Annotated in this window: 20 protein-coding genes; 15 read left to right on the top strand and 5 right to left on the bottom strand. The window is 70.7% G+C overall.

The window, feature by feature from the left end:
- The first annotated feature begins 121 nt into the window (after positions 1 to 121).
- Complete coding sequence (gene metF / locus KXC42_RS14440; protein ID WP_170318569.1) at positions 122 to 1,066, top strand: methylenetetrahydrofolate reductase [NAD(P)H]; 945 nt, start codon at positions 122 to 124, stop codon at positions 1,064 to 1,066.
- A gap of 48 nt (positions 1,067 to 1,114) precedes the next feature.
- On the opposite strand, the gene KXC42_RS14435 is transcribed toward metF, so the two are convergent.
- Genes KXC42_RS14435 through KXC42_RS14415 form a run of 5 tightly spaced genes read right to left on the bottom strand, consistent with a single transcriptional unit; the run spans position 1,115 to position 6,126 of the window.
- Positions 1,115 to 2,332 carry a glycosyltransferase family 2 protein gene (locus tag KXC42_RS14435; RefSeq protein ID WP_219129188.1) on the bottom strand — a complete coding sequence of 406 codons (1,218 nt, stop codon included), beginning with the start codon at positions 2,330 to 2,332 and terminating at the stop codon, positions 1,115 to 1,117.
- Positions 2,302 to 3,024 (bottom strand): DUF3153 domain-containing protein, encoded by a 723-nt coding sequence (locus KXC42_RS14430; protein ID WP_006554154.1) that lies wholly within the window; start codon positions 3,022 to 3,024, stop codon positions 2,302 to 2,304. Before KXC42_RS14430 ends, KXC42_RS14435 begins: the two co-directional genes overlap by 31 nt.
- Positions 3,021 to 3,890, bottom strand: coding sequence for a carotenoid biosynthesis protein (locus KXC42_RS14425; protein ID WP_219129187.1), 870 nt, complete (start codon positions 3,888 to 3,890; stop codon positions 3,021 to 3,023). The genes KXC42_RS14430 and KXC42_RS14425 overlap by 4 nt, the downstream gene beginning before the upstream one ends.
- Positions 3,887 to 5,482 (bottom strand): NAD(P)/FAD-dependent oxidoreductase, encoded by a 1,596-nt coding sequence (locus KXC42_RS14420; protein WP_219129186.1) that lies wholly within the window; start codon positions 5,480 to 5,482, stop codon positions 3,887 to 3,889. Before KXC42_RS14420 ends, KXC42_RS14425 begins: the two co-directional genes overlap by 4 nt.
- On the bottom strand, positions 5,479 to 6,126 hold the full coding sequence (locus KXC42_RS14415) for a GNAT family N-acetyltransferase (protein WP_006554151.1): 648 nt from the start codon (positions 6,124 to 6,126) through the stop codon (positions 5,479 to 5,481). The genes KXC42_RS14420 and KXC42_RS14415 overlap by 4 nt, the downstream gene beginning before the upstream one ends.
- 323 nt (positions 6,127 to 6,449) lie before the next feature.
- Between KXC42_RS14415 and KXC42_RS14410 the strand changes: the two genes are divergently transcribed.
- From KXC42_RS14410 to KXC42_RS14345, 14 genes are all read left to right on the top strand, one after another.
- Positions 6,450 to 6,935, top strand: coding sequence for an SAV_6107 family HEPN domain-containing protein (locus KXC42_RS14410; protein WP_006554150.1), 486 nt, complete (start codon positions 6,450 to 6,452; stop codon positions 6,933 to 6,935).
- Between the two features lie 173 nt (positions 6,936 to 7,108).
- Positions 7,109 to 7,528, top strand: a complete 420-nt coding sequence (locus KXC42_RS14405; RefSeq protein WP_219129185.1) for a DUF3040 domain-containing protein — start codon at positions 7,109 to 7,111, stop codon at positions 7,526 to 7,528.
- Between the two features lie 440 nt (positions 7,529 to 7,968).
- The gene (gene mraZ / locus KXC42_RS14400) at positions 7,969 to 8,400 is read left to right on the top strand and encodes a division/cell wall cluster transcriptional repressor MraZ (protein WP_006554148.1); all 432 of its coding nucleotides are present in this window, start codon (positions 7,969 to 7,971) and stop codon (positions 8,398 to 8,400) included.
- 290 nt (positions 8,401 to 8,690) lie between these two features.
- Positions 8,691 to 9,731: a 16S rRNA (cytosine(1402)-N(4))-methyltransferase RsmH gene (gene rsmH, locus KXC42_RS14395; protein ID WP_033097599.1), complete on the top strand. Its 1,041-nt coding sequence runs from the start codon at positions 8,691 to 8,693 to the stop codon at positions 9,729 to 9,731.
- 3 nt (positions 9,732 to 9,734) lie between these two features.
- On the top strand, positions 9,735 to 10,583 hold the full coding sequence (locus KXC42_RS14390; RefSeq protein ID WP_019289758.1) for a hypothetical protein: 849 nt from the start codon (positions 9,735 to 9,737) through the stop codon (positions 10,581 to 10,583).
- Between the two features lie 71 nt (positions 10,584 to 10,654).
- Positions 10,655 to 12,487: a penicillin-binding protein 2 gene (locus KXC42_RS14385; protein WP_006554145.1), complete on the top strand. Its 1,833-nt coding sequence runs from the start codon at positions 10,655 to 10,657 to the stop codon at positions 12,485 to 12,487.
- A 206-nt stretch (positions 12,488 to 12,693) separates the two neighbouring features.
- The gene (locus KXC42_RS14380; RefSeq protein ID WP_006554144.1) at positions 12,694 to 14,319 is read left to right on the top strand and encodes a UDP-N-acetylmuramoyl-L-alanyl-D-glutamate--2,6-diaminopimelate ligase; all 1,626 of its coding nucleotides are present in this window, start codon (positions 12,694 to 12,696) and stop codon (positions 14,317 to 14,319) included.
- On the top strand, positions 14,316 to 15,857 hold the full coding sequence (murF, locus tag KXC42_RS14375; RefSeq protein WP_006554143.1) for a UDP-N-acetylmuramoyl-tripeptide--D-alanyl-D-alanine ligase: 1,542 nt from the start codon (positions 14,316 to 14,318) through the stop codon (positions 15,855 to 15,857). Before KXC42_RS14380 ends, murF begins: the two co-directional genes overlap by 4 nt.
- Positions 15,854 to 16,933, top strand: coding sequence for a phospho-N-acetylmuramoyl-pentapeptide-transferase (gene mraY, locus KXC42_RS14370; protein WP_006554142.1), 1,080 nt, complete (start codon positions 15,854 to 15,856; stop codon positions 16,931 to 16,933). Before murF ends, mraY begins: the two co-directional genes overlap by 4 nt.
- Before the next feature lie 2 nt (positions 16,934 to 16,935).
- Positions 16,936 to 18,426, top strand: a complete 1,491-nt coding sequence (gene murD / locus KXC42_RS14365) for a UDP-N-acetylmuramoyl-L-alanine--D-glutamate ligase (protein ID WP_084222319.1) — start codon at positions 16,936 to 16,938, stop codon at positions 18,424 to 18,426.
- Positions 18,427 to 18,506: 80 nt separating this feature from the next.
- Positions 18,507 to 19,994 (top strand): putative lipid II flippase FtsW, encoded by a 1,488-nt coding sequence (gene ftsW / locus KXC42_RS14360; protein ID WP_052227281.1) that lies wholly within the window; start codon positions 18,507 to 18,509, stop codon positions 19,992 to 19,994.
- Positions 19,991 to 21,145, top strand: a complete 1,155-nt coding sequence (murG, locus tag KXC42_RS14355) for an undecaprenyldiphospho-muramoylpentapeptide beta-N-acetylglucosaminyltransferase (RefSeq protein ID WP_039585188.1) — start codon at positions 19,991 to 19,993, stop codon at positions 21,143 to 21,145. The genes ftsW and murG overlap by 4 nt, the downstream gene beginning before the upstream one ends.
- The gene (murC, locus tag KXC42_RS14350) at positions 21,142 to 22,710 is read left to right on the top strand and encodes a UDP-N-acetylmuramate--L-alanine ligase (protein ID WP_039585189.1); all 1,569 of its coding nucleotides are present in this window, start codon (positions 21,142 to 21,144) and stop codon (positions 22,708 to 22,710) included. Before murG ends, murC begins: the two co-directional genes overlap by 4 nt.
- On the top strand, positions 22,707 to 23,480 hold the full coding sequence (locus tag KXC42_RS14345; protein ID WP_006554137.1) for a cell division protein FtsQ/DivIB: 774 nt from the start codon (positions 22,707 to 22,709) through the stop codon (positions 23,478 to 23,480). Before murC ends, KXC42_RS14345 begins: the two co-directional genes overlap by 4 nt.
- The last annotated feature ends 167 nt before the right edge of the window (positions 23,481 to 23,647 follow it).

The raw sequence follows: 23,647 nt of genomic DNA, 5'->3' as shown, positions 1-23,647 counted from the left end.
GGAGGTGCCGCGACCAGCCTATCCGCACAGTCGGGTCGTCGCCGGTAGCGACCGCCCCGAGGGCGCCACCTATGCTGGACCGGTGACAAGCGACTTCGTCAGGGCAACCGAGGACGGCGGGATTTCTCGGACCCCGTCGATCGTGGACCGTCTCGGGTCCGCGCGTTCGGGCCGCATTCCGTTCTCCGTCGAGTTCTCCCCGCCTCGCGACGCCGAGGCCGAGGGACGACTGTGGCGCGCCGTGCGGACGTTCGAACGTCTCGGCCCGGCCTTCGTATCGATGACCTACGGCGCCGGGGGCTCCACCCGCGACCGTACGGTCCGGGTCACCGGACGCCTCGCCGAGGAGACCACCCTCCTGCCGGTCGCGCACCTCACGGCCGTCGGGCACAGCATCGACGAACTGCGCGCGATGGTCGGCGCCTACGCCGACCGCGGCATCACCAACATCCTCGCGCTGCGCGGTGACCCGCCGGGCAACCCGCTCGGCGAGTGGGAAAAGCACCCCGAAGGTCTCGAATACGCCGACGAGCTCGTGCGTCTGGTGCGCGAGCTCGGCGACTTCCACGTGGGCGTCGCGTCGTTCCCCGAAGGACACCACCGGTCCCCGGACCTCGATCACGACACCCGCTATCTCGTGCAGAAGCTCCGTGCGGGTGCCGAGTACTCGATCACCCAGATGTTCTTCGACGTCGAGCACTACCTGAGGCTGCGCGACCGGGTCGTGGCCTGCGACGCCGAGCAGGGGCTCAAGCCGATCATCCCCGAGATCATGCCCATCACGTCGCTGCGCTCGGCGCGGCGCAGCCTCGAACTGTCGGGTTCGCATCTGCCGCCCGTTCTCGAGGAGCGGCTGCGGCGCGCGGCAGGCGACGGTCCGGAGGAGAACCGCGCCGCGGTGCGCGAGGTGGGCATCGAGGTGGCGACGGAGATGTGCGAGCGGCTGATCTCCGAGGGTGCGCCGTGCCTGCACTTCATCACGCTCAACTTCGCCCGCGCGACCGGCGAGGTGCTCGACCGCCTCGGCTACGAACTCGAAGCTCCCGCCGCGGTGCAGCCGGCCTGACATCCGGCCCGCGAGCCGGCCTGACATCCGGCCCGCGCCGGTTCGGGGTCAGGGCAGGACGCGGGCCTTCCACGCCGCGCGTCCGCTGCGCCGTGCCCGGATCGACGACGCCGTGAGCGCACCGACCGCCAGGACCGCTGCCGGGTGCGCCGCGGCGTCCAGCAGATCGTCGACGGGACGGTCCGGAGCGTCCGGGTGTCGGCGTCCTCCCCGCTCGGTGACGCGCGCGAGAAGGCGTGACGTCACGCCCGCGGTGGCACCGGCCACGCCCCAGCGTCGCGTCCGTCCCCCGCCGAGAAGCGCCGCGGCCGGGGGCACGAAGTAGGCGAGGAGATACAGCGCGACCACCGCGGCCGCCCCGACCGGGGATCCGAACGCCGACCACAACCAGCGGGTGTAACCGCCGATCAGCGGGCGGGCTCCGTCGTACATCCGGCACGACGCCAGTCCGCCCGCGGCCGCGACCGTCGTAGGCAGTCCGGCGTGACGCAGTGTCCGGGCCAGTTCCAGATCCTCCGTGGGACTCGCCGCGACCGCGGCGTGCCCGCCGATCGCCGCGTAGGCGCGCGCGTCGAAGACGAGGAACTGTCCGCACGCGACCGCCATCGACGGCCGGTGGGTGCGGTGCGAGACCGCGACGGGGAGCAACGAGAACCACGACCAGAACAGCAGGGGCTGCACGAGCCGTTCGAGCGCCGATCCGGTGAGCTGGTACGGGAACGGTGAGACGAGCGCGGCGTCCTGGTGGCGCAGCAGAGCGACGGCGGCGGCGAGCGCGTCGGGTGCGAGCCGGACGTCCGCGTCGACGAACACGACGATGCCGCTGTCGGTAGTCGATCCGGCGTGGGCGACGGCTGCGGCGCACGCGGCCGCCTTCCCGGTCCATCCTTCGGGCGGTGGCTGTGTCGATCGGACGACGGTGATGCGCTCGTCGCCCTCGGCCGCGGCCGTGGCCAGGTCGGCGGTGCCGTCGGACGAGTCGTCGTCGAGGATCACCACGCGCAGGGCGTGCAGTCCTGTCTGTGCCCGCAGGTCGGAGACGATCGCGGCGATGCGGGGCGCCTCGTCGCGGGCGGGGACGACGACGGTGACCTGCTCGTCGACCACCGGTCCCGGCACGAGACGAGGGAGCGAGACCCGGTTCGCGACGGCAACGGCCGCGCCGTAGGAGGCGACGAGAGCGCCACCGGCGACGAGTCGCGTGAGACCGGGGGACGGGTCGCGCGGAAGGCGGGTCAGGACCGCGTCCCGTTCGCCGACGACCACTGCGGCGCGGGATTGCGGGTGAACCAGGCCGCGCCGGCGATGATCAGCGTGACACCGAAGGCGCCGCCGGCCATGATTCCGGCCCAGCCCGCGAAACCGCGCGTGTTGGGATCGGCGTAGCGCACCTCCGCGCGGAGGGTGCTCACCTCGCCGGCCGGAATCTTCCAGGTCACGACCGAATCCGACTCGCGGGTGCCGTTGGTGGTCGCCACCCGGGCGGGGAACGCGATGGTGAACTGCACGTCGGTGCCCTGGGTGGGAGCGGACTCGAGATCCACACGTCCGTTCAGTGCCACCAGATCGCCCGAGCGCTGCAGGTTGAGCTGGAACATGCCGGCGCTCTGATCGGACATCGTGGCGAGCTGCTGGACGTCGCCGAAGGTGAGGTCGTTGAAGAAGACCTGGCTCCCGACGTAGCCGTCCTGCGAGTACTCCTGCACCCGCACCTTCCCGGCCAGGGCCGAGGGAGCGGTGAGTTCGGGGCCGGGATCGTTCTCGTCGGCGGGGATGGTCGCGGCGACGATCTGCCCCGACACACGGTCGTCGGAGGAGATCCCCATCGTCGCCTGCACGCGCAGGCAGCCGGTGAGGAGCGGGAGGCCGAGGAGCACGAGCCCCACGACCGCGACGACACGACGGCGGACGGACAGGATGGACGACTGCACGGAGAACATGGTGCCAGGCACGGTCATCCTCGTCGGTTCTTCGGGTCGCTCGCGGCGAGTCGTGCCTCGGGACCGGACACGCTTCCGCGCCACGACCGGACGAGTGAGACCAGCAGGGGAACACCCAGTACCCCCATGACGACCAGCCCGTACACCGCGGAGTAGCGGAGTTCGGGAGCGTCGAGGAAGACGCTGTGGGCGAGGGCAGAACCGAGCCACGTCCACAGGAACAGCGCGATCGGCACGGCATCGTGCCGGGGCGTGTCGGCGCGGTCCGAACGGGAGTCGACGAGCACGAGCACGGTCGCCATGATCGCGGCGATGAGGAGCCAGCCCGCGTAGTTGGTGAGCGGGATGTGCTCGATCCCGGGCAGGCCGCCGGCGTTGCACCACGACCAGTGACCGTCCGCCACCATCTGGGGGTCGAGGTAGAGATCCCAGCCCAGCATGCCGACGGTGACCATCGCGATCCGGCCGGGACCGTTGCGGACGAGGCGGGAGGCCACGCACCAGACGGGGTACAGACCCGCCGACCACGCCAGCGGCACCACCAGCGGGACGTCGAATGCGGCCGGTCCGAGCCGGTCGGTGACGTAGCTGTAGCAGCCGTAGGGATAGCCGGTCATCGTGCCGACCACCTCGGACAGATATCCGATGCCGGCCGAGCTGACGAACAGGACGACGGCGAAGGTGAGGCCGCGGTTCAGCGCGGCGTGGACGAGGCACGCGGCGGTGAGCAGCGTGACGACCGCGACGGTCGCGGCGTCCCGGGCATCACCCGCGGTGAGGGGATAGGCGATCTGGGCGAGGACCGCGGCGACGGCCGGGACGATCGGAAGGATCGTCCGCCAACGGGCCGGTCGGGGCGGTGCGGGGACGCGGGTGTCGGTCACCGCGACACCCAGCCCTTCACGCGGTCGACGAGGCTTCCCTTGGCGTCGGCGAGGGCGACCCGGGCGGCATTGCGTCCGCTCGCACCGGAGACACCACCGCCGGGATGGGTAGAGGCGCCGGTGAGATAGAGGCCGGGCGCGTCGGGCACCCGGTAACCGGACAGCTCCGGCAGCGGGCGCCACAGGAACATCTGGTCCAGCGACATCTCCACGTGCATGACGTTCCCGCCGAGCAGGCCGAGTTCGCTCTCGATGTCCGCGGGGGTCTGCACGTGGCAGTGCTCCACGCTCGCGGTGAAGCCGGGAGAGCGCGTCTCCATCTCGGTGAGGATGCGGTCGGTCTCGGCGTCGGCGATGTCCTCCCAGCGACGTCCGCCGCGCAGCGCGTACGGATGCCACTGGGACCACAGCGTGATCTGGTGCTTGCCGTCGGGTGCGATCGTCGGGTCGAGGGCGGAGAAGCTCATCGCGAGGACGGTGGGTCGCGGGGGCAGGTCTCCCGCCATCGCGGCACCATGCGCGGCGCGCAGGTGGGCGCGGTCGTCGACGAGCAGTTGCAGACCGGAGGTCGTCGATTCGGGCTCGTCGCAGCCGCGGTAGCGGGGCAGCGAGTCGGTGCCGAGGCGCAGGACCATGCCGATGCCCGGACCGACCCGCATGCTGCGACGCCAGCCCTCGAGCCGGTCGCGGTCGTATCCGCCGCGGTCGAGCAGATCCAGCGTGGTCAGCACGTGGCATCCGGCGACGACCCTGCGGGCTTGCACCGAGCGTCCCGATTCGGTGCGCACGGTCCACCGATCGCCGGTCCGGCGGATCTCGGTGGCGGCGTCGCCGCAGGTCACCGTGCCGCCATCGGACCGCAGCCGCGACAGCAGGGCCTGGGTGAGCGCACCGCTTCCGCCGATCGCGCGACCCGGGGGAAGGGTGTGCATGAGGGCGGCGAAGCCCACCATCGCCGCGGTGCCGGGTTCGGACATGGGCGGGCCGGACTGCGCGCCGAACCAGGCGAGGGCCGCCTTGAGGGGTTCGTCGTCGAAGTACTCGTCGAGCAGGCTGTCGCCGGTGGTGAGGAACCGGCGGGACAGGGCGCTGCCACCCTCACCCGCGTCGAGTCCCCAGAACGAGGACAGCAGGTGCCGGCCGGTCGGGGGACGGGTGAACGACGTCATCACCGCCGCGCTGCGCGGGCCCCAGTCCTGCACGAAGCGGCGGTACGCGTCGGCCTCGCGGCGTCCGCAGGCGGCCTCGACGGAGGCGCAGGTCCGGTCGAGATCGCGGTGGAAGACGATGCCGGGACGGTCGGAGTCCGCCGGGGGCGGCGCGTACGCCCACGGGTCGCAGTCGATGTAGCGCAGGCCGTGGGCGGCGAGATCGAGTTCCTCGACGATCCCGGAGTGGCGCACCATGATGTGCGCCGAGGAGCCGCGGTCGACGGCATATCCGGGGAAACGTTCGACGGTGGAGACGGCGCCGCCCGGCACGGTGTCGCGTTCGAGAACCTCCACCGACCATCCGTCGCGGGCGAGATAACACGCGGAGACCAGGGCGTTGTGGCCCGAGCCGACGACGACGACGTCGAGTGTGGCGTTCATGGGGTACCGCTTCCGTCCGGATCGCCGATCGTGTGATGGTGGTGCGGAACGAGGTCCGGCTCGAGGGGCAGGCTCCTGCCGAGGACCGCGAACGGGCGGGCGTCGCCGGTGAAGACGAACCGGCGGACGACGTCCTGGAATCCGAACCGACGGTACAGCCGCCACGCCCGGTTGTCCTCGCCCGGCACCTCGGGTGTCGACAGCAGTACGGCCGCTTCCGTGCGTCCCCGCAGCAGCGCCGACAGGAGCAGTTCACCGATGCGGCGTCCCTGCATGTCGGGTCGGACGTGCAGTTCGGTGAGCTCGAAGTAGTCGGAGAGAACGCGATCGATCTCCTCGGGGGACCGTCCGGAATGGCGCATGCCGGCGCGCACCTGCTGGTGCCACCACTGGCGGGTGTCGCCCCGGTAGCCGTACGCGATCCCGACGACGGTGTCCGGATCCTCGGGGAGGCTCGCGGCGAACGCCTGCCAACCCGCGCGGGCCGAATGCTCGGACCACATCGGCGCGCGGTGGTACTCCGTGCCTCGGGGATATCGCATCGCCGCGACGTAGACGGTCAGCAGCGAGGGCAGGTGCGCACGGAAGTCCGCGGGGGAGAGCTCGGTGAGGATCGGGGCGTCCTGGCAGGGATCGGTGGTCATGCGTGACTCGTTCGGGTGGCTCGCGGTGCGTCGGAGGTGCTCGGGTCTCGCTGATCGTTCGGGATGACGTGGCCGCTTTCTCTTGACGGGTTGTCGGTGGGTCCAGCTATATTGAATACGTCGAACGCATGTTCGACATCGGTGATCCGGGGATGTTCGAGGGAAGCGAACATCCCCGGATCACCCTGGGGTCTCCCGCTCGGCGTCCGTGTCGGGCCTCACTCGAGGACAGTGATCTCCGTTCCTCGGCGTTTCGGCGGGAATGCCACCGGATACCGCTCGTTGTAACGAGTGGTGAGACCACGCCGAGGAGGTGCGTGAACATGGCCAACGGTCAGGTCGCGAGTCGAGGCCCGCGCCGAACGTCTCCCACGCTCGGGCCGTCCGCATGCATCGACCATGCCACCTCGGCGCGCGCGGCGACGCTGCTGCGCAAGGCCGACGATCTGCTTTCCGGTGCCGCCGGTGCCGGCGATCCGGGCGAGCGGTTCCGCCTCGCCTACCTGGCGGCGCTGCGCGGTGCCGGTGCGGTGGTCGCGGCCGCGGAGCTGCGCTCCGGGATCCGGCCCCGCCGACCCGCGACGCGCAACGCATGGGCACTCATGGCGCGCGCCGACGAGTCCTTCGCCGTCTGGGCCGACTACTTCGCCGATCGCTCCGCCACCCGCACCGCGGTCGAGGCGGGGGTCGCGCAGGCGGTGGGAGCCGACGAATCCGGTGCCTTCTACGACGAGGTGGGCCACTTCCTGCACGATGTGGAGGGCTATCTCGACGCCGAAGCAGAGCCGGAGGTCGGTGTCGGTGGGTGACTTTCGCCCCTTCACGAGGGCCTTCGCCGACGACGGGATCGAACTCACGTGTGGAGTTTGTGGTCCACAGCGACATCTGCTCGTATTATTGACTCAGGCGGCCGTACGGACGGCCCCCCACCGGATTCGCCCCACGGATCCGGTGGCCACCGTTTAGTGCCGGGGGAGGTACCGTGCCACTCTCCGAGCACGAGCAGCGCATGCTCGATCAGATCGAGAGCGCGCTCTATGCTGAGGATCCCAAGTTCGCCTCGACCGTGCGTGGCAGCCGGTTGGGGATGGCGTCGAACCGGCGGCGGTTACAGGCCGGCGCATTGTTCGTGTTGGGCCTGACGCTGCTGATCGCCGGCGTTGCCCTGCCGCTCAAGCCGGGCGGCTTCCCGATCATCAGTCTGCTCGGGTTCCTCGTGATGTTCGCCGCCGGAGTCTTGTTGCTCCTCGGCGGTCGTCGGCCGTCGACTCCAAAGGCGACGGGCGGTAGTTCCGGTTCCGGAAAGTCCGGTCGAAGTTCCCGCGGCGGCAAGAAGTCCTCGGGTGGTGGCTTCACCAACCGCATGGAAGAGCGGTTCCGGAGGCGTTTCGAGCAGGACTGACCTCCTCGACCATCAGGTGTACCGACGACGGCGCGACCCACGGGTCGTGCCGTCGTCGTTCGTCTGCAGACCTTTCACCGACCCGGCGTCGTCCGCCTCTCCGCCCCACCACCACCGCGCCCCACTCGCGCAATCTCCGTCTCCCCACCGCCTCCCACCTCGGCTCCGGCCGCAGTGTTTTCCCTGGTCGCCGATTGCTCGGCCCTCGCTCCGCCGGTGGGGCGGATCGTCGGGGCGCCGACAGCGGTGGATCCGTCGTCGTCACGCGAGCGCGTGTCCCCATTTTCCGCCACCTGCTCTGAGCTGGGAATGTGACGACAACACGCGCGGCCGGGCGGCAGTAATCCGTTTCCGGTGGGGCAAAGTGGGGTAATGTGGGGCGCGGCGGGACAAGGTGTCCTGTCGCGCGAAGCATCCGTCCGGCAGCGGGGAGGCGCCGAGTGTTCCTCGGTACCTACACCCCGAAGTTGGACGACAAGGGCCGGCTGACACTGCCGGCGAAGTACCGAGACGAGCTGGCGGGAGGGTTGATGATCACGAAGGGGCAGGATCACAGCCTCACCGTGTTCCCTCGCGACGAGTTCGCCGCTCTGGCCGAACGCGCTGCGAGTGCCTCACGGAGCAACCCTCAGGCACGTGCGTTCCTGCGGAGTCTCGCGTCGGGAACGGAGGAGCAGCGACCCGACTCACAAGGCCGGATCACGCTGTCGTCGGCTCACCGCAAGTACGCCGGTCTCACCAAGGACTGCGTGGTGATCGGTTCGGTCAGGTACCTCGAGATTTGGGACGCGACGGCATGGGAGACCTACCTCGCCGAGCACGAAGAAGACTTCTCGGAAGCGAGAGACGAAGCACTACGCGACATCTTGTAACCACGGCTCGGGCTGCGCGGCGAGTGCCGCGAGGCCTCTGCCCGATGTGCCGGCCCTGACGCACTTCCCCAGCGCCAGGTACGGACCGGAGGGCCCTGACGCACTTCCCCGGCGTCAGGTCTCTTCGGACTCGGACAGAGACCTCGAGGCATTCGCCGTCTTCCGTATCCACCCCCGTGGCGGCGAGCACGGTATCGAGACGAGCGACAGGCAGGCACGAGGCATACCACCGTCCACCCGACGAGTACCCGACAGACCGTAAGCGGCCCGAGCAGGATTCCGGAGGACACATGGTGGACGGCGAGCACGAATCCGTCGATGGTACGGATGAGGCCACCGGTGCCGATGTGACATCTGCGGCGGAATTCGGCCACGTGCCCGTCATGCTCCAGCGCGCCGTCGACCTTCTCGGTCCGGCCATCGAGAGCGTCGGTCCCGACGGCGAGGGCGCGGTCTACGTCGACGCGACACTCGGTCTCGGGGGGCACTCCGAACACTTCCTGACGATCTACCCGAGGCTGCGGCTCGTCGGCCTCGACCGTGATACCGACGCACTGGCGATCGCCCGCGAGCGACTCGCACGGTTCTCCGACCGCACAGACTTCGTCCACACCCGCTACGACGGGATCGCCGACGCGCTCGAGAGCGTCGGCCTCGACCGGTACGGCTCGGTCCACGCCGCCCTGTTCGATCTCGGCGTGTCCTCGATGCAGCTCGACGAGGCGGAGCGCGGTTTCGCCTATTCCAAGGACGCCCCGCTCGACATGCGGATGGATGCCACCACCGGCATCACCGCGGCCGATGTCCTCAACACCTACAGTCACGGCGACCTCGCTCGCATCCTGAGCACCTACGGCGAGGAGCGCTTCGCCGGCAGGATCGCCTCCGAGATCGTGCGGACCCGGGCCAAGACTCCCTTCCGGACGAGCGGCGAACTCGTCGAACTGCTGTACCGCACGATCCCGGCGGCGACCCGCCGTACCGGTGGTCACCCGGCCAAGCGCACCTTCCAGGCGTTGCGGGTCGAGGTCAACGCGGAGCTCGACTCGTTGCGCACCGCGATCCCCGACGCTCTCGACGCTCTCGCGGTGGGCGGCCGGATCGTCTTCATGTCCTACCAGTCGCTCGAGGACAAGGTCGTCAAGCAGGAACTGACACCGCGTGCGAAGTCCCGCAGTCCCGAAGGGCTTCCGGTCGAACTGCCCGGGACGGGACCGGAACTGCGCATCCTCACCCGCGGTGCGGAGCGGGCAACGGACGACGAGATCGAGGCCAACCCACGTTCGGCGCCCGTCCGCCTGCGTGCTGCAGAACGAATCGCCAGGAGGTAACCGATGACCGTACAGGTGGCACCCCCGCAGCGCCGGAACCCGGGGCGATCGACCGCAGCGCAGCGTGCCTATCAGCGACGGTCGCAGCGCGCAGCGCAGCTCGGGGTCGAACAGGTGCAGACCCGCGGCCGCACGACGGGTGCCGGACGTGTCCGCACCCGGATCCCGTTCGTCGCCACCATCATCGGGCTCCTGGGCGTGGGCATGGCCGTGACGCTGTTGCTGACCACCCGGGCGACCGAGGACTCCTACGAGCTCAGCGCGGCGCGGTCCCTCAACGAGGAGCTCGCCCAGAAGCGGGCGGTGCTCCAGCGCGACGTCGCCACGGCCGAGTCGGCTCCCGCGCTCGCGGTCGCCGCGGCGGAACTGGGGATGATCCCCACCGGGCAGGTCGCGCGGATCGTCGTCGCTCCGGACGGTTCGGTGCAGGTGGTGGGCGATCCGGTTCCGGCCCAGGGTGCCCCGCCGGTCCCGCTGGATCCGCCCGCCCGAGAGGACGCCCGCGTCCAGACCCCGCTGGCCGGCAGCGCCGGGGCGGAGACCCCGCGGCCGCTCGGTGACGTGAGCGAGGAACCCCGGCCGCGCACCGACACCGAGGGCACGCGTCGGGCCGCGCCATCGGCCGACGGCCGCCCGGTGGGCGAGGAACCGGCACCGGCTCCCGTGCCGGTACCCGCGGCGGAAGCTCCCGCGGCCGCCACGCCGGATGTCGAGGGTGCCGCACCTGTACCGCCCGCGGCAGGACAATCGGTACCCGTGAGCGAACTGCCGCAATCCGAAGCGCCCCGTGAGGCGGCGCCCGAAGCACCAGTCCAGGCCGTGCCGACGGAACCCGAGGGCGGGCCTCGGTGAACAACCGCTCCACCCCTCGGCGTGCACCGCAGCGACGTTCCACCCGGGCGACGCGCGGCGGCCGCGCTCGAATGCCCGCGCCGCGCGATCGCAAGCAGCGCGACCGGACGAGTTTCGCGTTCCGCAACAAGTGGGGCCGGATCGGCATGTTCGGCATTCTGGGCGTAGCCGTCGCCCAGTTGTTGTCCGTGCAGCTCGTCCAGGCCCCCACACTGTCCGCCGAAGCCGCCAGCCAGCGCACCACCCGACTCGTCGAACCCGCGACCCGCGGCACCATCGCCGATCGCAACGGGGAACCGCTCGCGTACACCATGGAAGCGAAGGCGCTGACCTTCCAACCCGTGCGGGTGCGCAAGGAACTCGAGGAGGAACGCGCGAAGGACCCGTCCCGGCCCGAGGTCTCCGAATATCTCGAGGGCGTCGCGTCGGCGGTCCACGAGGCGCTCGGCGCCGCGGCGCCGGAGAAGGACGTGCTCGAGATGCTCGAGAGCGACGAGACCTTCGTCTACCTCGCCCGCGGCGTCGATCCGGGGGTCGCGGCGGAGATCGTCGACGAGTACGACAAGGTCGGCACCGAGCGTCAGGACATCCGTCTGTATCCGGGCGGATCGCTCGCCGCCAATCTCGTCGGCGCGACCGGCTGGGACGGACACGGCCTGATCGGGCTCGAAGCGTCGATGGACGCCGTGCTGGCGGGTACCGACGGTTCGTCCACCTACGACCGTGGATCCGACGGCGCCGTCATCCCGGGCAGCTGGCGCGACCGTCAGCCCGCCGTCGACGGTTCCTCCGTCGAGCTCACGATCGACAACGACCTGCAGTACCACGTGCAGCAGGAGGTCCAGCGCGCGAAGGACCTGTCCGGGGCGAAGAACGCCTCCGCTGTGGTGCTCGACGCGCACACCGGCGAAGTGCTCGCCATGTCGAACGACAGCACCTTCGACCCGTCGATCGGTGTCGCGAACAACCCGCCCGACGCCGAACAGGGCAACCTCGCGGTCAGTTCGCCGTTCGAACCCGGGTCCGTGAACAAGATCATCACCGCGGCCGCGGCGATCGAGGACGGTCTGACCCGCCCCGACGAGGTCCTGCAGGTCCCCGGCACGATCACCATGGCCGGCGCGACCGTCAAGGACGCCTGGGATCACGGGGTCGTGCCGTATACCACGACGGGTGTGTTCGGGAAGTCGTCGAACGTCGGCACGCTCATGCTCGCCGAGCGGATCGGTGAGGACCGCTTCGCCGAGATGCTGCGACTGTTCGGTCTCGGCCAGCGCACCGATGTCGGCCTGCCCGGCGAATCCGCGGGTCTGCTGCCCAGCCGTGAGCAGTGGTCGGGTGGCACCTTCGCGAACCTGCCCATCGGCCAGGGTCTGTCGATGACCCTGCTGCAGATGACCGCGATCTACCAGACCATCGCGAACGACGGGGAACGTGTCCCGCCGCGGGTCGTGCGCGCGACCATCGCGCCGGACGGCACGCGCACCGAGACGCCCCGTCCCGATCCGGTGCGGGTGGTGAGCCCGCAGACCGCCGCGACGGTGCGCGACATGTTCCGTTCCGTCGTCCAGTCCGATACCGGCAACCAGCAGGGCACCGGTGCGGGCGCCGCCATCGAGGGCTATCAGATCTCGGGCAAGACGGGTACCGCCCAGCAGATCGACCAGAACTGCAAGTGTTACTCGAACTCCGACTACTGGATCACCTTCGCCGGCATCGCTCCGTCCGACGATCCGCGCTATGTCGTGGGCATCATGCTCGACGCCCCGACCCGCAGCTCCGACGGCAGCGGGGGCCAATCGGCCGCGCCGCTGTTCCGCAACATCGCGTCGTGGTTGCTGCAGCGCGACGGCGTGCCGCTGTCGGCCGAACCGGAGAGCAAGTTGATCCTCCAGGTCGACTGACGAGGTGACCGTGGCGCCTCGGTAGGCTGACAGGTCGGTAACGTGACACGACGGTCGTCGCCGAGAGCGGATCGGGAACGAACCCGGAAACATCCGTCGGAGTGCCTGCAGACGAGCTGCAGCGAAGCGAGAGGAAACTGGTGCCTGTGCCATCGAGTCCGGATCCGGCTCCTCCGGAGGAGGGGCGGAGACCCGAGCACCCACCGATGACGCAGATCTCGGTTCTCGCCGACGCCATCGGGGCGCGCGTCGAGATCGTCAATGCAGCCGCCGGAGAGGATGCGGCCCGCGCGGCCGCGATCACCGGCATCGACCTGCGCGCCCAGGGCATCCGCCCCGGCGACGTCTTCGCCGCGCTGCCCGGCGCGCGCGCCCACGGCGCCTCCTACGCGGGCACCGCGCTCGAACGCGGAGCGGTCGCCGTGCTGACCGACGAGGCCGGTCGCGACCTCGTCGCCGAGGCCACCTCCGATTCGGTCGCGGTCCTCGTCCATCCCGAACCGCGTGTCGCGCTGGGGGCGGCGTCGGCCACCGTCTACGGACACCCCTCCCGGAGCATGCAGGTCATCGGCATCACGGGCACGTCCGGTAAGACCACGACGTCCTATCTCGTCGAGGCAGGCCTCGTCGCGGCCGGACGCGTCGTCGGTCTCGTCGGGACCGTGGAGACCCGGATCGAAGGCATTCGCGTGCCGAGCACCCTCACGACACCCGAGGCGCCGCAGCTGCACGCCCTGTTCGCCGTCATGCGCGAACGCGGTGTCGACACGGTCGTGATGGAGGTTTCCAGCCATGCCCTCGCACTCGGTCGCGTGGACGCCACCGAGTTCGCCGTCGGCGGGTTCACCAACCTGTCCCAGGACCATCTCGACTTCCACAAGGACCTCGACGACTACTTCGGCGCGAAGGCCCGGCTGTTCGCCGAGGACTCGCCGGTCCGGGCCCGCCGCGCGGTGGTGTGCACCGACGACGTGTGGGGACGTCGCATGGCCGAGGTCGCGCGCGCGGGCCGCGACGACGCGACCGCAGTCCGCACGGTCACCACAGGTGGCGACGGTGACGCTGCCGGCGCCGCGGCCGATTGGACGGTCACCGACGAGGTCCCCGAAGAGACGGGAGTGCAGCAGTTCACCCTGACCGGTCCGGACGGGATCGCCCGCCGCGCCACCGTCGGCCTGCCGGGCCGCTACAACGTCACCAACGCCGCTCTCGCTGTAGCGCTTTGCGCCGAGGTGGGCGCCGACATCGACGCCGCGATCCGCGGTATCGCCGATGTCGCGGTGCCCGGCCGGGTCGAACGGGTCGAGCGCGGTCAGGACTTCCTCGCCGTCGTCGACTACGCCCACAAGCCCGCGGCGCTCGAAGCGGTCATCGGAACCCTGCGCGCCGCGACCGAGGGACGCATCGCCGTCGTCGTCGGTGCGGGCGGCGACCGCGACCGGACGAAGCGGCCGATCATGGGCGAGGTCGCGGCGCGGGCCGCCGATCTGGTGGTCGTGACCGACGACAACCCACGAACCGAGAGCCCCGCCGCCATCCGCGCGGCCGTCCTCGACGGTGCACACTCCGTCCCGGCGGCCGAACGCGGCGAGATCCTCGAGATCGGCGATCGCGCCGCGGCGATCGACGCCGCGGTCGCGTGGGCCCGCCCGGGCGACGTCGTCCTCGTCGCCGGCAAGGGCCACGAGACGGGGCAGGAGATCGACGGAGTGAAGCACCCCTTCGACGACCGCGAGGTCCTCGGCGCAGCTCTCGACAAGTACCGGACCGCAGGACCCGACGGTGACCATCCGCCTGCTGCGGGCGGTTCGCATCACGGAGGCAAGGCATGATCCCGATGACACTGGCTCGGATCGCGGAGGTCGTCGGGGGCACCCTGCACGACGTCGACGATCCGTCCGCCGAGGTGACCGGTTCCGTCGAGTTCGACTCGCGACGGATCGGTCCCGGTGGCCTGTTCCTGGCGTTGCCCGGTGCGCGCTCGGACGGCCACGATCACGCCGCGGCCGCCGTCGCCGCCGGTGCGGTGGCGGTCCTGGCCGCACGGCCGGTGGGTGTGCCCGCGATCGTCGTGCCGCCGATTCCGCCGACCGAGACCAACGCCCTCGCGCTCGAACACGACAGCGACGGATCCGGCGCGGCCGTGCTCGCCGGCCTCGCGAAGCTCGCCCGCACCGTGGTGGACACGCTCACCGGCGCCGGCCTCACCGTTGTCGGTGTCACCGGTTCGGCGGGCAAGACGTCCACGAAGGACATGATCGCCGCCGTGCTCGCACCGCTCGGTGAGGTCGTCGCCCCGCCCGGCTCGTTCAACAACGAACTCGGCCACCCCTGGACCGCGCTGCGCGCCACCGAATCCACCCGGTTCCTCGTCCTCGAGAAGTCGGCGCGGGGCCCCGGGCACATCGCGACCCTGACCCGCATCGCCCCGCCGCGGATCGGTGTCGTGCTCAACGTCGGTACCGCACACCTCGGCGAGTTCGGCTCGCAGGAGGTCATCGCCGAGACGAAGGGCGAACTCGTCGAGGCGCTGCCCAGCGCCGCCGAGGGGGGAGTGGCGATCCTCAACGCCGACGACACCCTCGTGTCGAAGATGGCGACCCGCACCACCGGTCGTGTGGTGACCGTCGGGACCGGGTCCGGTGCCGCCTATCGCGCCGAGGACATCCACCTCGACGACCAGGCGCGTGCCTCCTTCACCGCCGTCGTCCCCGGCGCCGACGGACAGGAGCGGCGCGTGCCCGTGCGGCTCGCCGTGCACGGCGAACACCAGATCGGCAACGCTCTGTCGGCGATCGCCGTCGCCGTGGAGTGCGGTGCGACGGTCGAGCAGGCCGCCGAGGCGCTCGCGACGGCGGGTCCCGTCTCGGCGCACCGCATGGCGGTGCAGACCCGATCCGACGGGGTGACCGTCATCGACGACGCCTACAACGCCAATCCCGATTCCATGCGCGCAGCCGTGAAGGCTCTGGTCACCATGGCGCGGTCCGGTCCGGATCGCCGGCGCACCTTCGCGGTGCTGGGGGAGATGGCCGAGCTCGGGGACGACGCCGTCGTCGCCCACGACGCCATCGGGCGCCTCGCCGTGCGCCTCGACGTCACCCGCATCATCGCCGTCGGTGCCACGCGGCCGGTCCGGGGTCTGTTCCAGGGCGCCGTGATGGAAGGATCGTGGGGTGAGGAAGCGAGCCACGTACCCGATGCCGACGCCGCGATCGCGTTGTTGCGCGACGAACTGCAACCGGGCGACATCGTGCTCGTGAAGGCATCGCAGTCCGTGGGACTGTGGACCGTCGCCGAGGCCGTCCTCGCGGACGACCCCGGTGCCGGAGACAACGACGCTGCTGTGGGGACGGAGGACGCCCGGTGAGACAGATCCTGTTCGCGGCGGGCATCGCGCTCGCAGTCTCGATCCTGCTCACCCCCCTCCTGATCAAGATGTTCTCCCGGCAGGGCTTCGGGCAGGAGATCCGGGTCGAGGGCCCGCAGAGCCACCAGTCCAAGCGCGGCACCCCCACCATGGGCGGCGTCGCGATCCTCGCCGGTCTGTGGGCCGGTTACTGGGGGTCGCATCTCATCGGTACGGGATACGACGCGGAAGGTCCCACGGCCTCGGGTCTGCTCGTGCTCGGCCTGACGACGGCGCTCGGCGGCGTCGGCTTCCTCGACGACTTCATCAAGATTCGCAAGCAGCGCAATCTCGGTCTGAACAAGACGGCCAAGCTGGTCGGCCAGCTGGTCGTCGCGGTGGGCTTCGGCATCCTCGCGCTGCAGTTCCGCAATGCGGACGGTCTCACCCCGGCCAGCACCGATCTGTCCTACGTGCGCGACATCGCCACGGTCTCGATGGGCTCGATCGTGTTCATCCTGTTCGTCTATCTGCTGGTCAGCGCATGGTCGAACGCGGTGAACCTCACCGACGGCCTCGACGGTCTCGCTGCGGGTTCGATGGCGCTGGTGCTCGGCGCCTACGTCATCATCACCTTCTGGCAGTACCGCAACGCGTGCGCCGTGGAGCCGACCGCCGGGTGCTACGACGTCCGTGATCCGCTCGATCTCGCGTTGCTGTGCGCCGCCGGCGCCGCCGCCTGCATCGGCTTCCTGTGGTGGAACGCCGCACCGGCCAAGATCTTCATGGGCGACACGGGCTCGCTCGCCCTCGGCGGCATGCTGGCCGGTCTGTCCATCACGACCCGCACCGAGCTGCTCATGGTGGTCATCGGCGCGCTGTTCGTCGCGGAGGCCGCCTCGGTGGTCATCCAGGTCGCGGTCTTCCGGTCCAGCCGCAGGCGGGTGTTCCGGATGGCACCCTTCCACCATCACTTCGAACTCGGCGGATGGGCCGAGACCACGGTGATCATCCGGTTCTGGTTGCTCGCCGCCATCGCCTCGGCGATCGGTCTGGCCCTCTTCTACAGCGAATACCTCGCGGCGATCGGGGACTGACCGTGAACGACGAACTCGAACGGCTCAGAGGACGGGCGGTGCTCGTCGCCGGGGCAGGGGTGTCCGGCCGCGCGACGATCGAACCCCTTACCGATCTCGGCGCCCACGTCACCGTCACCGACCGCAACGAGCGGGCACTGGCCGAGTGCGCGGCGCTCGGCGCCCGGACGGTCGACCTCGACAGTCTCGTCGACGACCCCGCTGCGCTGCGCGAGTTCGCCCTGGTGGTCACGAGTCCCGGATTCCCGCCCGACGCCCCGCTGCTCTCGCGCGCGGCCGGCGCGGCGATCCCCATCTGGGGCGACATCGAACTGTCCTGGCGCATCGACCGCGCCGAGGTCTACGGACCGGCCCGTCGGTGGCTGGCCGTCACCGGGACGAACGGCAAGACCACTACGACCATGATGCTGCACGCGATCCTCGAGGCCTCCGGCCTCGGCAGCGTCGCGTGCGGCAACATCGGTCTTCCCGTGCTCGACGCCCTGCGCCGCGACGAACCGCGGGCCGACGTACTCGCCGTCGAGTTGTCGTCCTTCCAGCTGCACTGGGCGCCCTCGGTTCGGCCCGAGGCCGGCGTCGTGCTCAACATCGCCGAGGACCATCTCGACTGGCACGGCGGCATCGAGAACTACATCGAGGCCAAACTCGGTGCGCTCACCGGCGCCGTCGGGGTCATCGGTCTCGACGACCCGATCGCCGGTGGTCTCGGCGACCGGTCCCGTGCCTTGGTCACCGTGGGCTTCACCCTGGGCTATCCCCAGGAAGGCGAACTCGGGATCAGCGGCGAACTGCTCGTCGACCGGGCGTTCGCCGATTCCGCCGTGCTCGCCCGGGTGGACGACGTGACGCCGCCCGGCCCCGCCGGACTGTCCGACGCACTCGCGGCCGCAGCCCTCGCCCGGGCCATCGACGTGCCCGCCTCGGCGGTGCACGACGGCCTGCGACGGCACCGCGTCGGTCCGCACCGCGCCGCGCCGGTCGGGCAGGTCGACGGCGTCGAGTACATCGACGATTCGAAGGCGACCAATCCGCACGCGGCCCGTAGTTCGCTGCTCGCCCGCGACCGCGTGGTGTGGATCGCCGGTGGTCTGCTCAAGGGCGCCCGCGTGGACGACCTGGTCGCCGAGGTTGCGCCGCGACTGTCCGGAGCCGTGCTGCTCGGCCGCGACGCCGGCGACATCGCCGACGCGCTGGCGCGACACGCCCCGCAGGTCCCGGTCGTCGTCGTGGACACGGGCGACGATGAAGCGATGACCGATGCGACGAGCGAGACCGACACGTCTTCGGTGAGGAGGGCCGTGGCACGGGGCGCCGACGGTCCTGCCGCGATGCGCGTGGTGGTCCGGGAAGCGGCCGCACTCGCCTCGCCGGGGGAGACGGTGCTGCTCGCCCCGGCCGCGGCATCGCTCGACATGTTCGCCGATTACGCGGAGCGCGGCCGGAGTTTCGCGTCCGCGGTCGAGGAACTCCGCGGGGGCGGGACGCAACCGTGACCCCTCGGGCAGGAGCGACCCGAGCAGGGGCGAACACCGACGAGCCGGTGGTCGGAGTACGCGGCCGGTTCGGGGCCTGGATGGCGCGACCGCTCGCGTCCTTCCATCTCGTGGTGACGATCGCCGTCCTGCTCACCGTGCTCGGCCTCGTCATGGTGCTGTCGTCGTCGAGCGTCGGCGCGGTGGCCGCGGCGGGATCGGCCTACGGATTGTTCACCTCCCAGGCGATCTTCGCCGTCCTGGGCATGGTGATCTTCTACATCGCGCTGCAGATCCCGGTCCGGGTGATGCGACGCTTCGCCTTCCCGGCGTTCGCGTTCTCGGTCGTGCTGCTCGTGCTCGTGCTCATACCGGGCATCGGTACGGTCTCGCAGGGCACCCGGGGGTGGTTCGTCATCGCCGGTATCTCGTTGCAGCCGGCGGAGATCGCCAAGATCACCCTTGCCGTGTGGGGTGCGCACCTGCTCGCCTCCCGGCGTGGGGAGAACTCGACGCTGCGCGAGATGCTCGTCCCGCTCGTCCCGGCCGCCCTGCTCGTGACCGGCCTGATCGTGCTCCAGCCCGACCTCGGCACCACCGTCTCGATCGTGATCATCGTGATCGCCCTGTTGTGGTTCGCGGGACTGCCGCTCAAGGTGTTCCTCGGGATCGTCGGCACGGCCGCCACACTCGCGGTGATCCTGGCCTTGACGGCCGGCTATCGCTCGCAGCGTGTGCGGGCCTTCTTCAACCCCGGCGACGACCCGCAGGGTGCCGGTTACCAGGCGCGACAGGCGAAGTTCTCCCTCGCGGACGGCGGCCTGTGGGGTCGCGGGCTCGGTCAGAGCCGCGCGAAGTGGAGTTATCTGCCCAACGCCCACAACGACTTCATCTTCGCGATCATCGGTGAGGAACTGGGCTTCCTCGGTGGAGTGGCCGTCATCGGCCTGTTCGGTCTGTTCGCCTATGTCGGACTGCGGATCGCGATGCGCTCGGCCGACCCCTTCCTGCGCCTGTTCACTGCGACGGCGACGACGTGGATCATCGGCCAGGCCTTCATCAACATCGGCTACGTCGTGGGACTGCTGCCCGTGACCGGCCTGCAGTTGCCGCTCGTGTCGGCCGGTGGTACCTCGACGGCCACCACCCTGCTGATGTTCGGCCTGATCGCCAACGCAGCCAGACACGAACCCGAGGCCATCGCCGCGCTGCACGCGGGTCAGGACGGCCGGTTCGCGCGGCTGCTGCGCCTGCGCAAGCCGGAGGCCTACCGGGCCGGTCGCTCCTCGGCGGCGCGTACGGTCGCAGCACGACAGCCGCGAGCGCGGGCCGCGGCGCCCGAGCGCAGTGCCCGCCCCGCGTCGAAAGGTGGGGGATCGCGCAAGCGGCAGTCCCCCGCACCGAACGAGCGGCAACGGGGAGCCGCGACGGACCGCCGGACATCGGCAGGCCGGACGGAACCCCGGGAGGGGACCGGCCGGGCCCGGCGTACACAACCTGCACGCGAACCGGCTCGCGGCCGGCAGCAGACGAACCGCACGACACGCGGATCGAACGGACGAAGCGGAGAGAGAGGGAACCGTAGGTGAGTGGGGAGAGGCCGGCACTGTCGGTGGTGGTGGCCGGAGGCGGCACGGCCGGTCATATCGAACCGGCACTCGCGGTGGCCGACGCCGTCCGCGCACTCGTGCCCGACGCGCGGATCACCGCGCTCGGCACCGAACGGGGACTCGAGACGACGCTGGTGCCCCACCGCGGGTATCCCCTCGAACTCATCCCACCGGTGCCGCTGCCCCGCAAGCCGACGGTGGACCTGCTGAAACTTCCCGGCCGGGTCGTCTCGTCGGTGCGCCGCACCCGGCAGATCCTCGACGAGGTCGACGCCGACGTCGTCGTCGGTTTCGGCGGGTACGTGGCGCTGCCCGCCTATCTCGCGGCCGGAGCCGGTCCGCTGCGTCGACGCCGGCGCATCCCGGTCGTCGTCCACGAGGCCAATGCCAGTGCGGGCATCGCCAATCGCATCGGTGCCCTGCGGGCCGAGCGCGTGCTCGCCGCCGTCCCGCGCTCGGGAATCGTCCGGCGCGGTGACGCGCAGATCGTGGGGATCCCGGTCCGCTCGTCGATCACCGGTCTCGACCGCGCCGGGCTGCGCGCGGAGGCACGCCGGCACTTCGGTCTGCCCGACGACGTACCCGTGCTGCTCGTCTTCGGTGGGTCGCAGGGTGCACGCTCGCTGAACGAGGCCGTGTCCGGTGCGTCCTCGGCACTCGCCGAGGCCGGCATCGCGGTGCTGCACGCGCACGGACCGAAGAACACCGTGGACATCCCCGCCCATGCCGGTCACGCCCGCGCCCCGTACGTCACCGTGCCCTATCTCGAACGGATGGACCTCGCGTACTCCGCCGCCGATGCGGTGGTCTGCCGGTCCGGGGCCATGACGGTCGCGGAGGTCTCGGCGGTGGGTCTGCCCGCCGTGTACGTGCCGCTCCCGCACGGGAATGGTGAACAGGAACTCAACGCCCGCCCCGTCGTCGAGGCCGGCGGTGGCAGGATCGTCGCCGACGGCGACCTGACTTCGGACTATGTCGCCACGGAAGTGGTGTCGCTGCTCGGCGACGAGCGGAGACTCGTGGAGATGGGGCGCAGCGCCGCGGCCGCTGGTCACCGCAGCGCCGCAGACGAGATGGCGCGCATAGTGCTCGAGGTTGCCGGAGTGGAACCGAACAGGAGTGAACGATGAGTGCGCAGTTACCCGCCGAACTCGAGCGGGTGCACATGGTCGGTATCGGCGGTGCCGGGATGTCGGGCATCGCCCGGATCCTGCTCGCCCGTGGGGGACAGGTATCGGGTTCCGACGCGAAGGAGAGCCGCGGTGTGCTCGCGCTGCGGGCCCGCGGCGCGCAGGTCCGCATCGGCCACGCCGCCGAGGCTCTCGACCTGCTGGAGGGTGGTCCTACCGCCCTGGTCACAACGTTCGCGGCTATCCCGAAGGACAATCCCGAACTGGTCGCCGCCCGCGAGCGCGGCATCCCGATCCTGTTGCGACCCGCGGTCCTCGCCTCGCTGATGCGAGGGAACCGCACCTTCCTGGTCTCCGGCACCCACGGCAAGACCTCCACGACGTCGATGCTCGTCGTCGCGCTGCAGCACTGCGGCCTCGATCCGTCCTTCGCGGTGGGCGGTGAACTCAACGAATCCGGGACCAACGCCCACCACGGCAGCGGGGACGTCTTCGTCGCCGAAGCCGACGAGAGCGACGGCTCGCTGCTGCAGTACGACCCGAACACCGTGATCGTCACGAACATCGAGGCCGATCACCTCGACTACTTCGGCACGCCGGAGGCGTACACGGCGGTCTTCGACGAGTTCGTCGCCCGCATCGCCCCCGGCGGCCTGCTCGTCGTCTGCCTCGACGACCCCGGCTCGGCGGCCCTCGCCGAGCGCGTCGTCGCCCTCGGCCGCGACGACCTGCGGGTGCAGGGTTACGGCACCGCCGACGTCATCGGCACCGCGAGCGACCACCGCGGCGTTCCCGTCGGGGTGCGGCTGCTCGGCTGGGAGGCCAAGGATGTCGGCGGCGTCGCCGAGTTCCACCTCGCGGGTGAGGATTCGCCGCGCACCGTGCGACTGTCCGTCCCCGGCCGGCACATGGCGCTCAATGCTCTCGCCGCGCTGCTCGCCGCGCTCGAAGCCGGAGCGCAGGTCGACGAGGCGATGGAAGGCCTCGCCGGTTTCGGTGGTGTGCACCGGCGGTTCCAGTACACCGGCCGCGAACACGGTGTGCGGGTGTTCGACGACTACGCCCACCATCCCACCGAGGTCCGCGCGGTCCTTGCGGCCGCGGCCGAACTCGTGGCGGGAGAGCCGCTGCGCTACACCGAGACGGGCACCGAACGGCCCCGCGTGATCGTCGTCTTCCAGCCGCATCTCTACTCGCGCACCGAGGCGTTCGCCACCGAGTTCGGGCAGGCTCTCGACCTCGCCGACGAGGTCGTGGTGCTCGACGTCTACGGCGCCCGGGAGGAACCGATCCCGGGTGTGAGCGGTGCGCTGGTCGCGCGGGCGGTGAGCAAGCCTGTGCACTACCAGCCGAATCTGTCCGCGGTGCCGCGGCAGGTCGCGCGTCTGACCCGGCCGGGTGATGTCGTGATCACGATGGGTGCCGGTGACGTCACGATGCTGGGCCGGCAGATCCTCGACGCGCTCCACAGCAAACCGGGTCGCTTCCGTCCGGCCGGGGCGGCTCCCGAGCCCGGCGGATTCCGCGCACCCGGCGGTTCCGGACCGGGACCGATCAGCTCGTGACGCCCGCCGCCGTCTCGTCGCGCCGCCGTCGCGGACGACCGTCACGCGAACCGCGTGAGCCCGATGAAGCCCGCGAACGCAGCACTGCCCGCCGCCCGTCCGGGCGGTCGGTGCGCCTGCGGACGGTACTGCTAGGGGCGGCTGTCGTCGCGGTGTTCCTCGGCGCCATCGCGGTGGCGTGGCTGTCGCCGTTGCTGTCCGTGCGGGTGATCGAGGTGGACGGGATCGAGGTCGTCACCTACGACGAGGTGGTCGACGCGCTCGCGGTCGCCGAGGGCACGCCGCTGCTCCGGGTCGACACGGCCGCGGCGGCCCAGCGGGTCGCGACGATTCCGCGTGCGGCGTCGGCCCGGGTCCAGCGGGTCTATCCCTCCACCGTCCGGGTGACAGTGACCGAGCGCGAGGCGATGGTCTTCTTCGACGCCCCCGACGGCACCCACTCTGTCGACATCGAGGGAGTGGACTTCGCGGTCGAGCCGCCTCCGATGTTCACTCCCCGTCTCGTCACTCCGACGCCGGGCACCGGCGATCCCGCGACCCGCGCCGCCGTGGAGGTGCTCGACAAGTTACCGCCCGACCTGCGCGTGCAGGTGGAGACGGTCGAAGCGCCCTCCCCGTCCGACATCTCGATCGTCCTCACCGACGGGCGTGTCGTGGTGTGGGGTGGAACCGATCGTTCCGAGCGGAAGGCGGCGGTCGTCGGCCCGCTGCTGACACAGCCGGGGGAGCGATTCGACGTGGCGAGTCCCGACCTGCCGACGGTGAGGTGAGGGATCGACGAAATTCGTCCGGCGTGTCCGGCGCGTCTACTGGCTAATCTCGGTACCCGTGCCATAGCGTTTCGGACAGTCGCGTTACTTGACATAACCTTCAAGCTGTGGTTGAGGGTTTGTCGGGGCAGCGCGCTGCGGAGCCGTCCGCCCGACCGGCGGACGTG

This window comes from Rhodococcus sp. LW-XY12, assembly GCF_019317345.1.
In the GTDB taxonomy this organism is placed as follows: Bacteria; Actinomycetota; Actinomycetes; order Mycobacteriales; family Mycobacteriaceae; genus Rhodococcus; species Rhodococcus pyridinivorans.
This window is presented reverse-complemented; position numbering and strand designations above follow the sequence as displayed.

Excerpts from the sequence above, each read along its gene's own strand:
- KXC42_RS14430 (WP_006554154.1), bottom strand. The coding sequence starts at position 3,024 with ATGACCGTGCCTGGCACCATGTTCTCCGTGCAGTCGTCCATCCTGTCC.
- KXC42_RS14420 (WP_219129186.1), bottom strand. The coding sequence starts at position 5,482 with ATGAACGCCACACTCGACGTCGTCGTCGTCGGCTCGGGCCACAACGCC.
- KXC42_RS14415 (WP_006554151.1), bottom strand. The coding sequence starts at position 6,126 with ATGACCACCGATCCCTGCCAGGACGCCCCGATCCTCACCGAGCTCTCC.
- KXC42_RS14410 (WP_006554150.1), top strand. The coding sequence starts at position 6,450 with ATGGCCAACGGTCAGGTCGCGAGTCGAGGCCCGCGCCGAACGTCTCCC.
- rsmH (WP_033097599.1), top strand. The coding sequence starts at position 8,691 with ATGGTGGACGGCGAGCACGAATCCGTCGATGGTACGGATGAGGCCACC.
- KXC42_RS14390 (WP_019289758.1), top strand. The coding sequence starts at position 9,735 with ATGACCGTACAGGTGGCACCCCCGCAGCGCCGGAACCCGGGGCGATCG.
- KXC42_RS14385 (WP_006554145.1), top strand. The coding sequence starts at position 10,655 with ATGCCCGCGCCGCGCGATCGCAAGCAGCGCGACCGGACGAGTTTCGCG.
- KXC42_RS14380 (WP_006554144.1), top strand. The coding sequence starts at position 12,694 with ATGACGCAGATCTCGGTTCTCGCCGACGCCATCGGGGCGCGCGTCGAG.
- murF (WP_006554143.1), top strand. The coding sequence starts at position 14,316 with ATGATCCCGATGACACTGGCTCGGATCGCGGAGGTCGTCGGGGGCACC.
- ftsW (WP_052227281.1), top strand. The coding sequence starts at position 18,507 with ATGGCGCGACCGCTCGCGTCCTTCCATCTCGTGGTGACGATCGCCGTC.
- murC (WP_039585189.1), top strand. The coding sequence starts at position 21,142 with ATGAGTGCGCAGTTACCCGCCGAACTCGAGCGGGTGCACATGGTCGGT.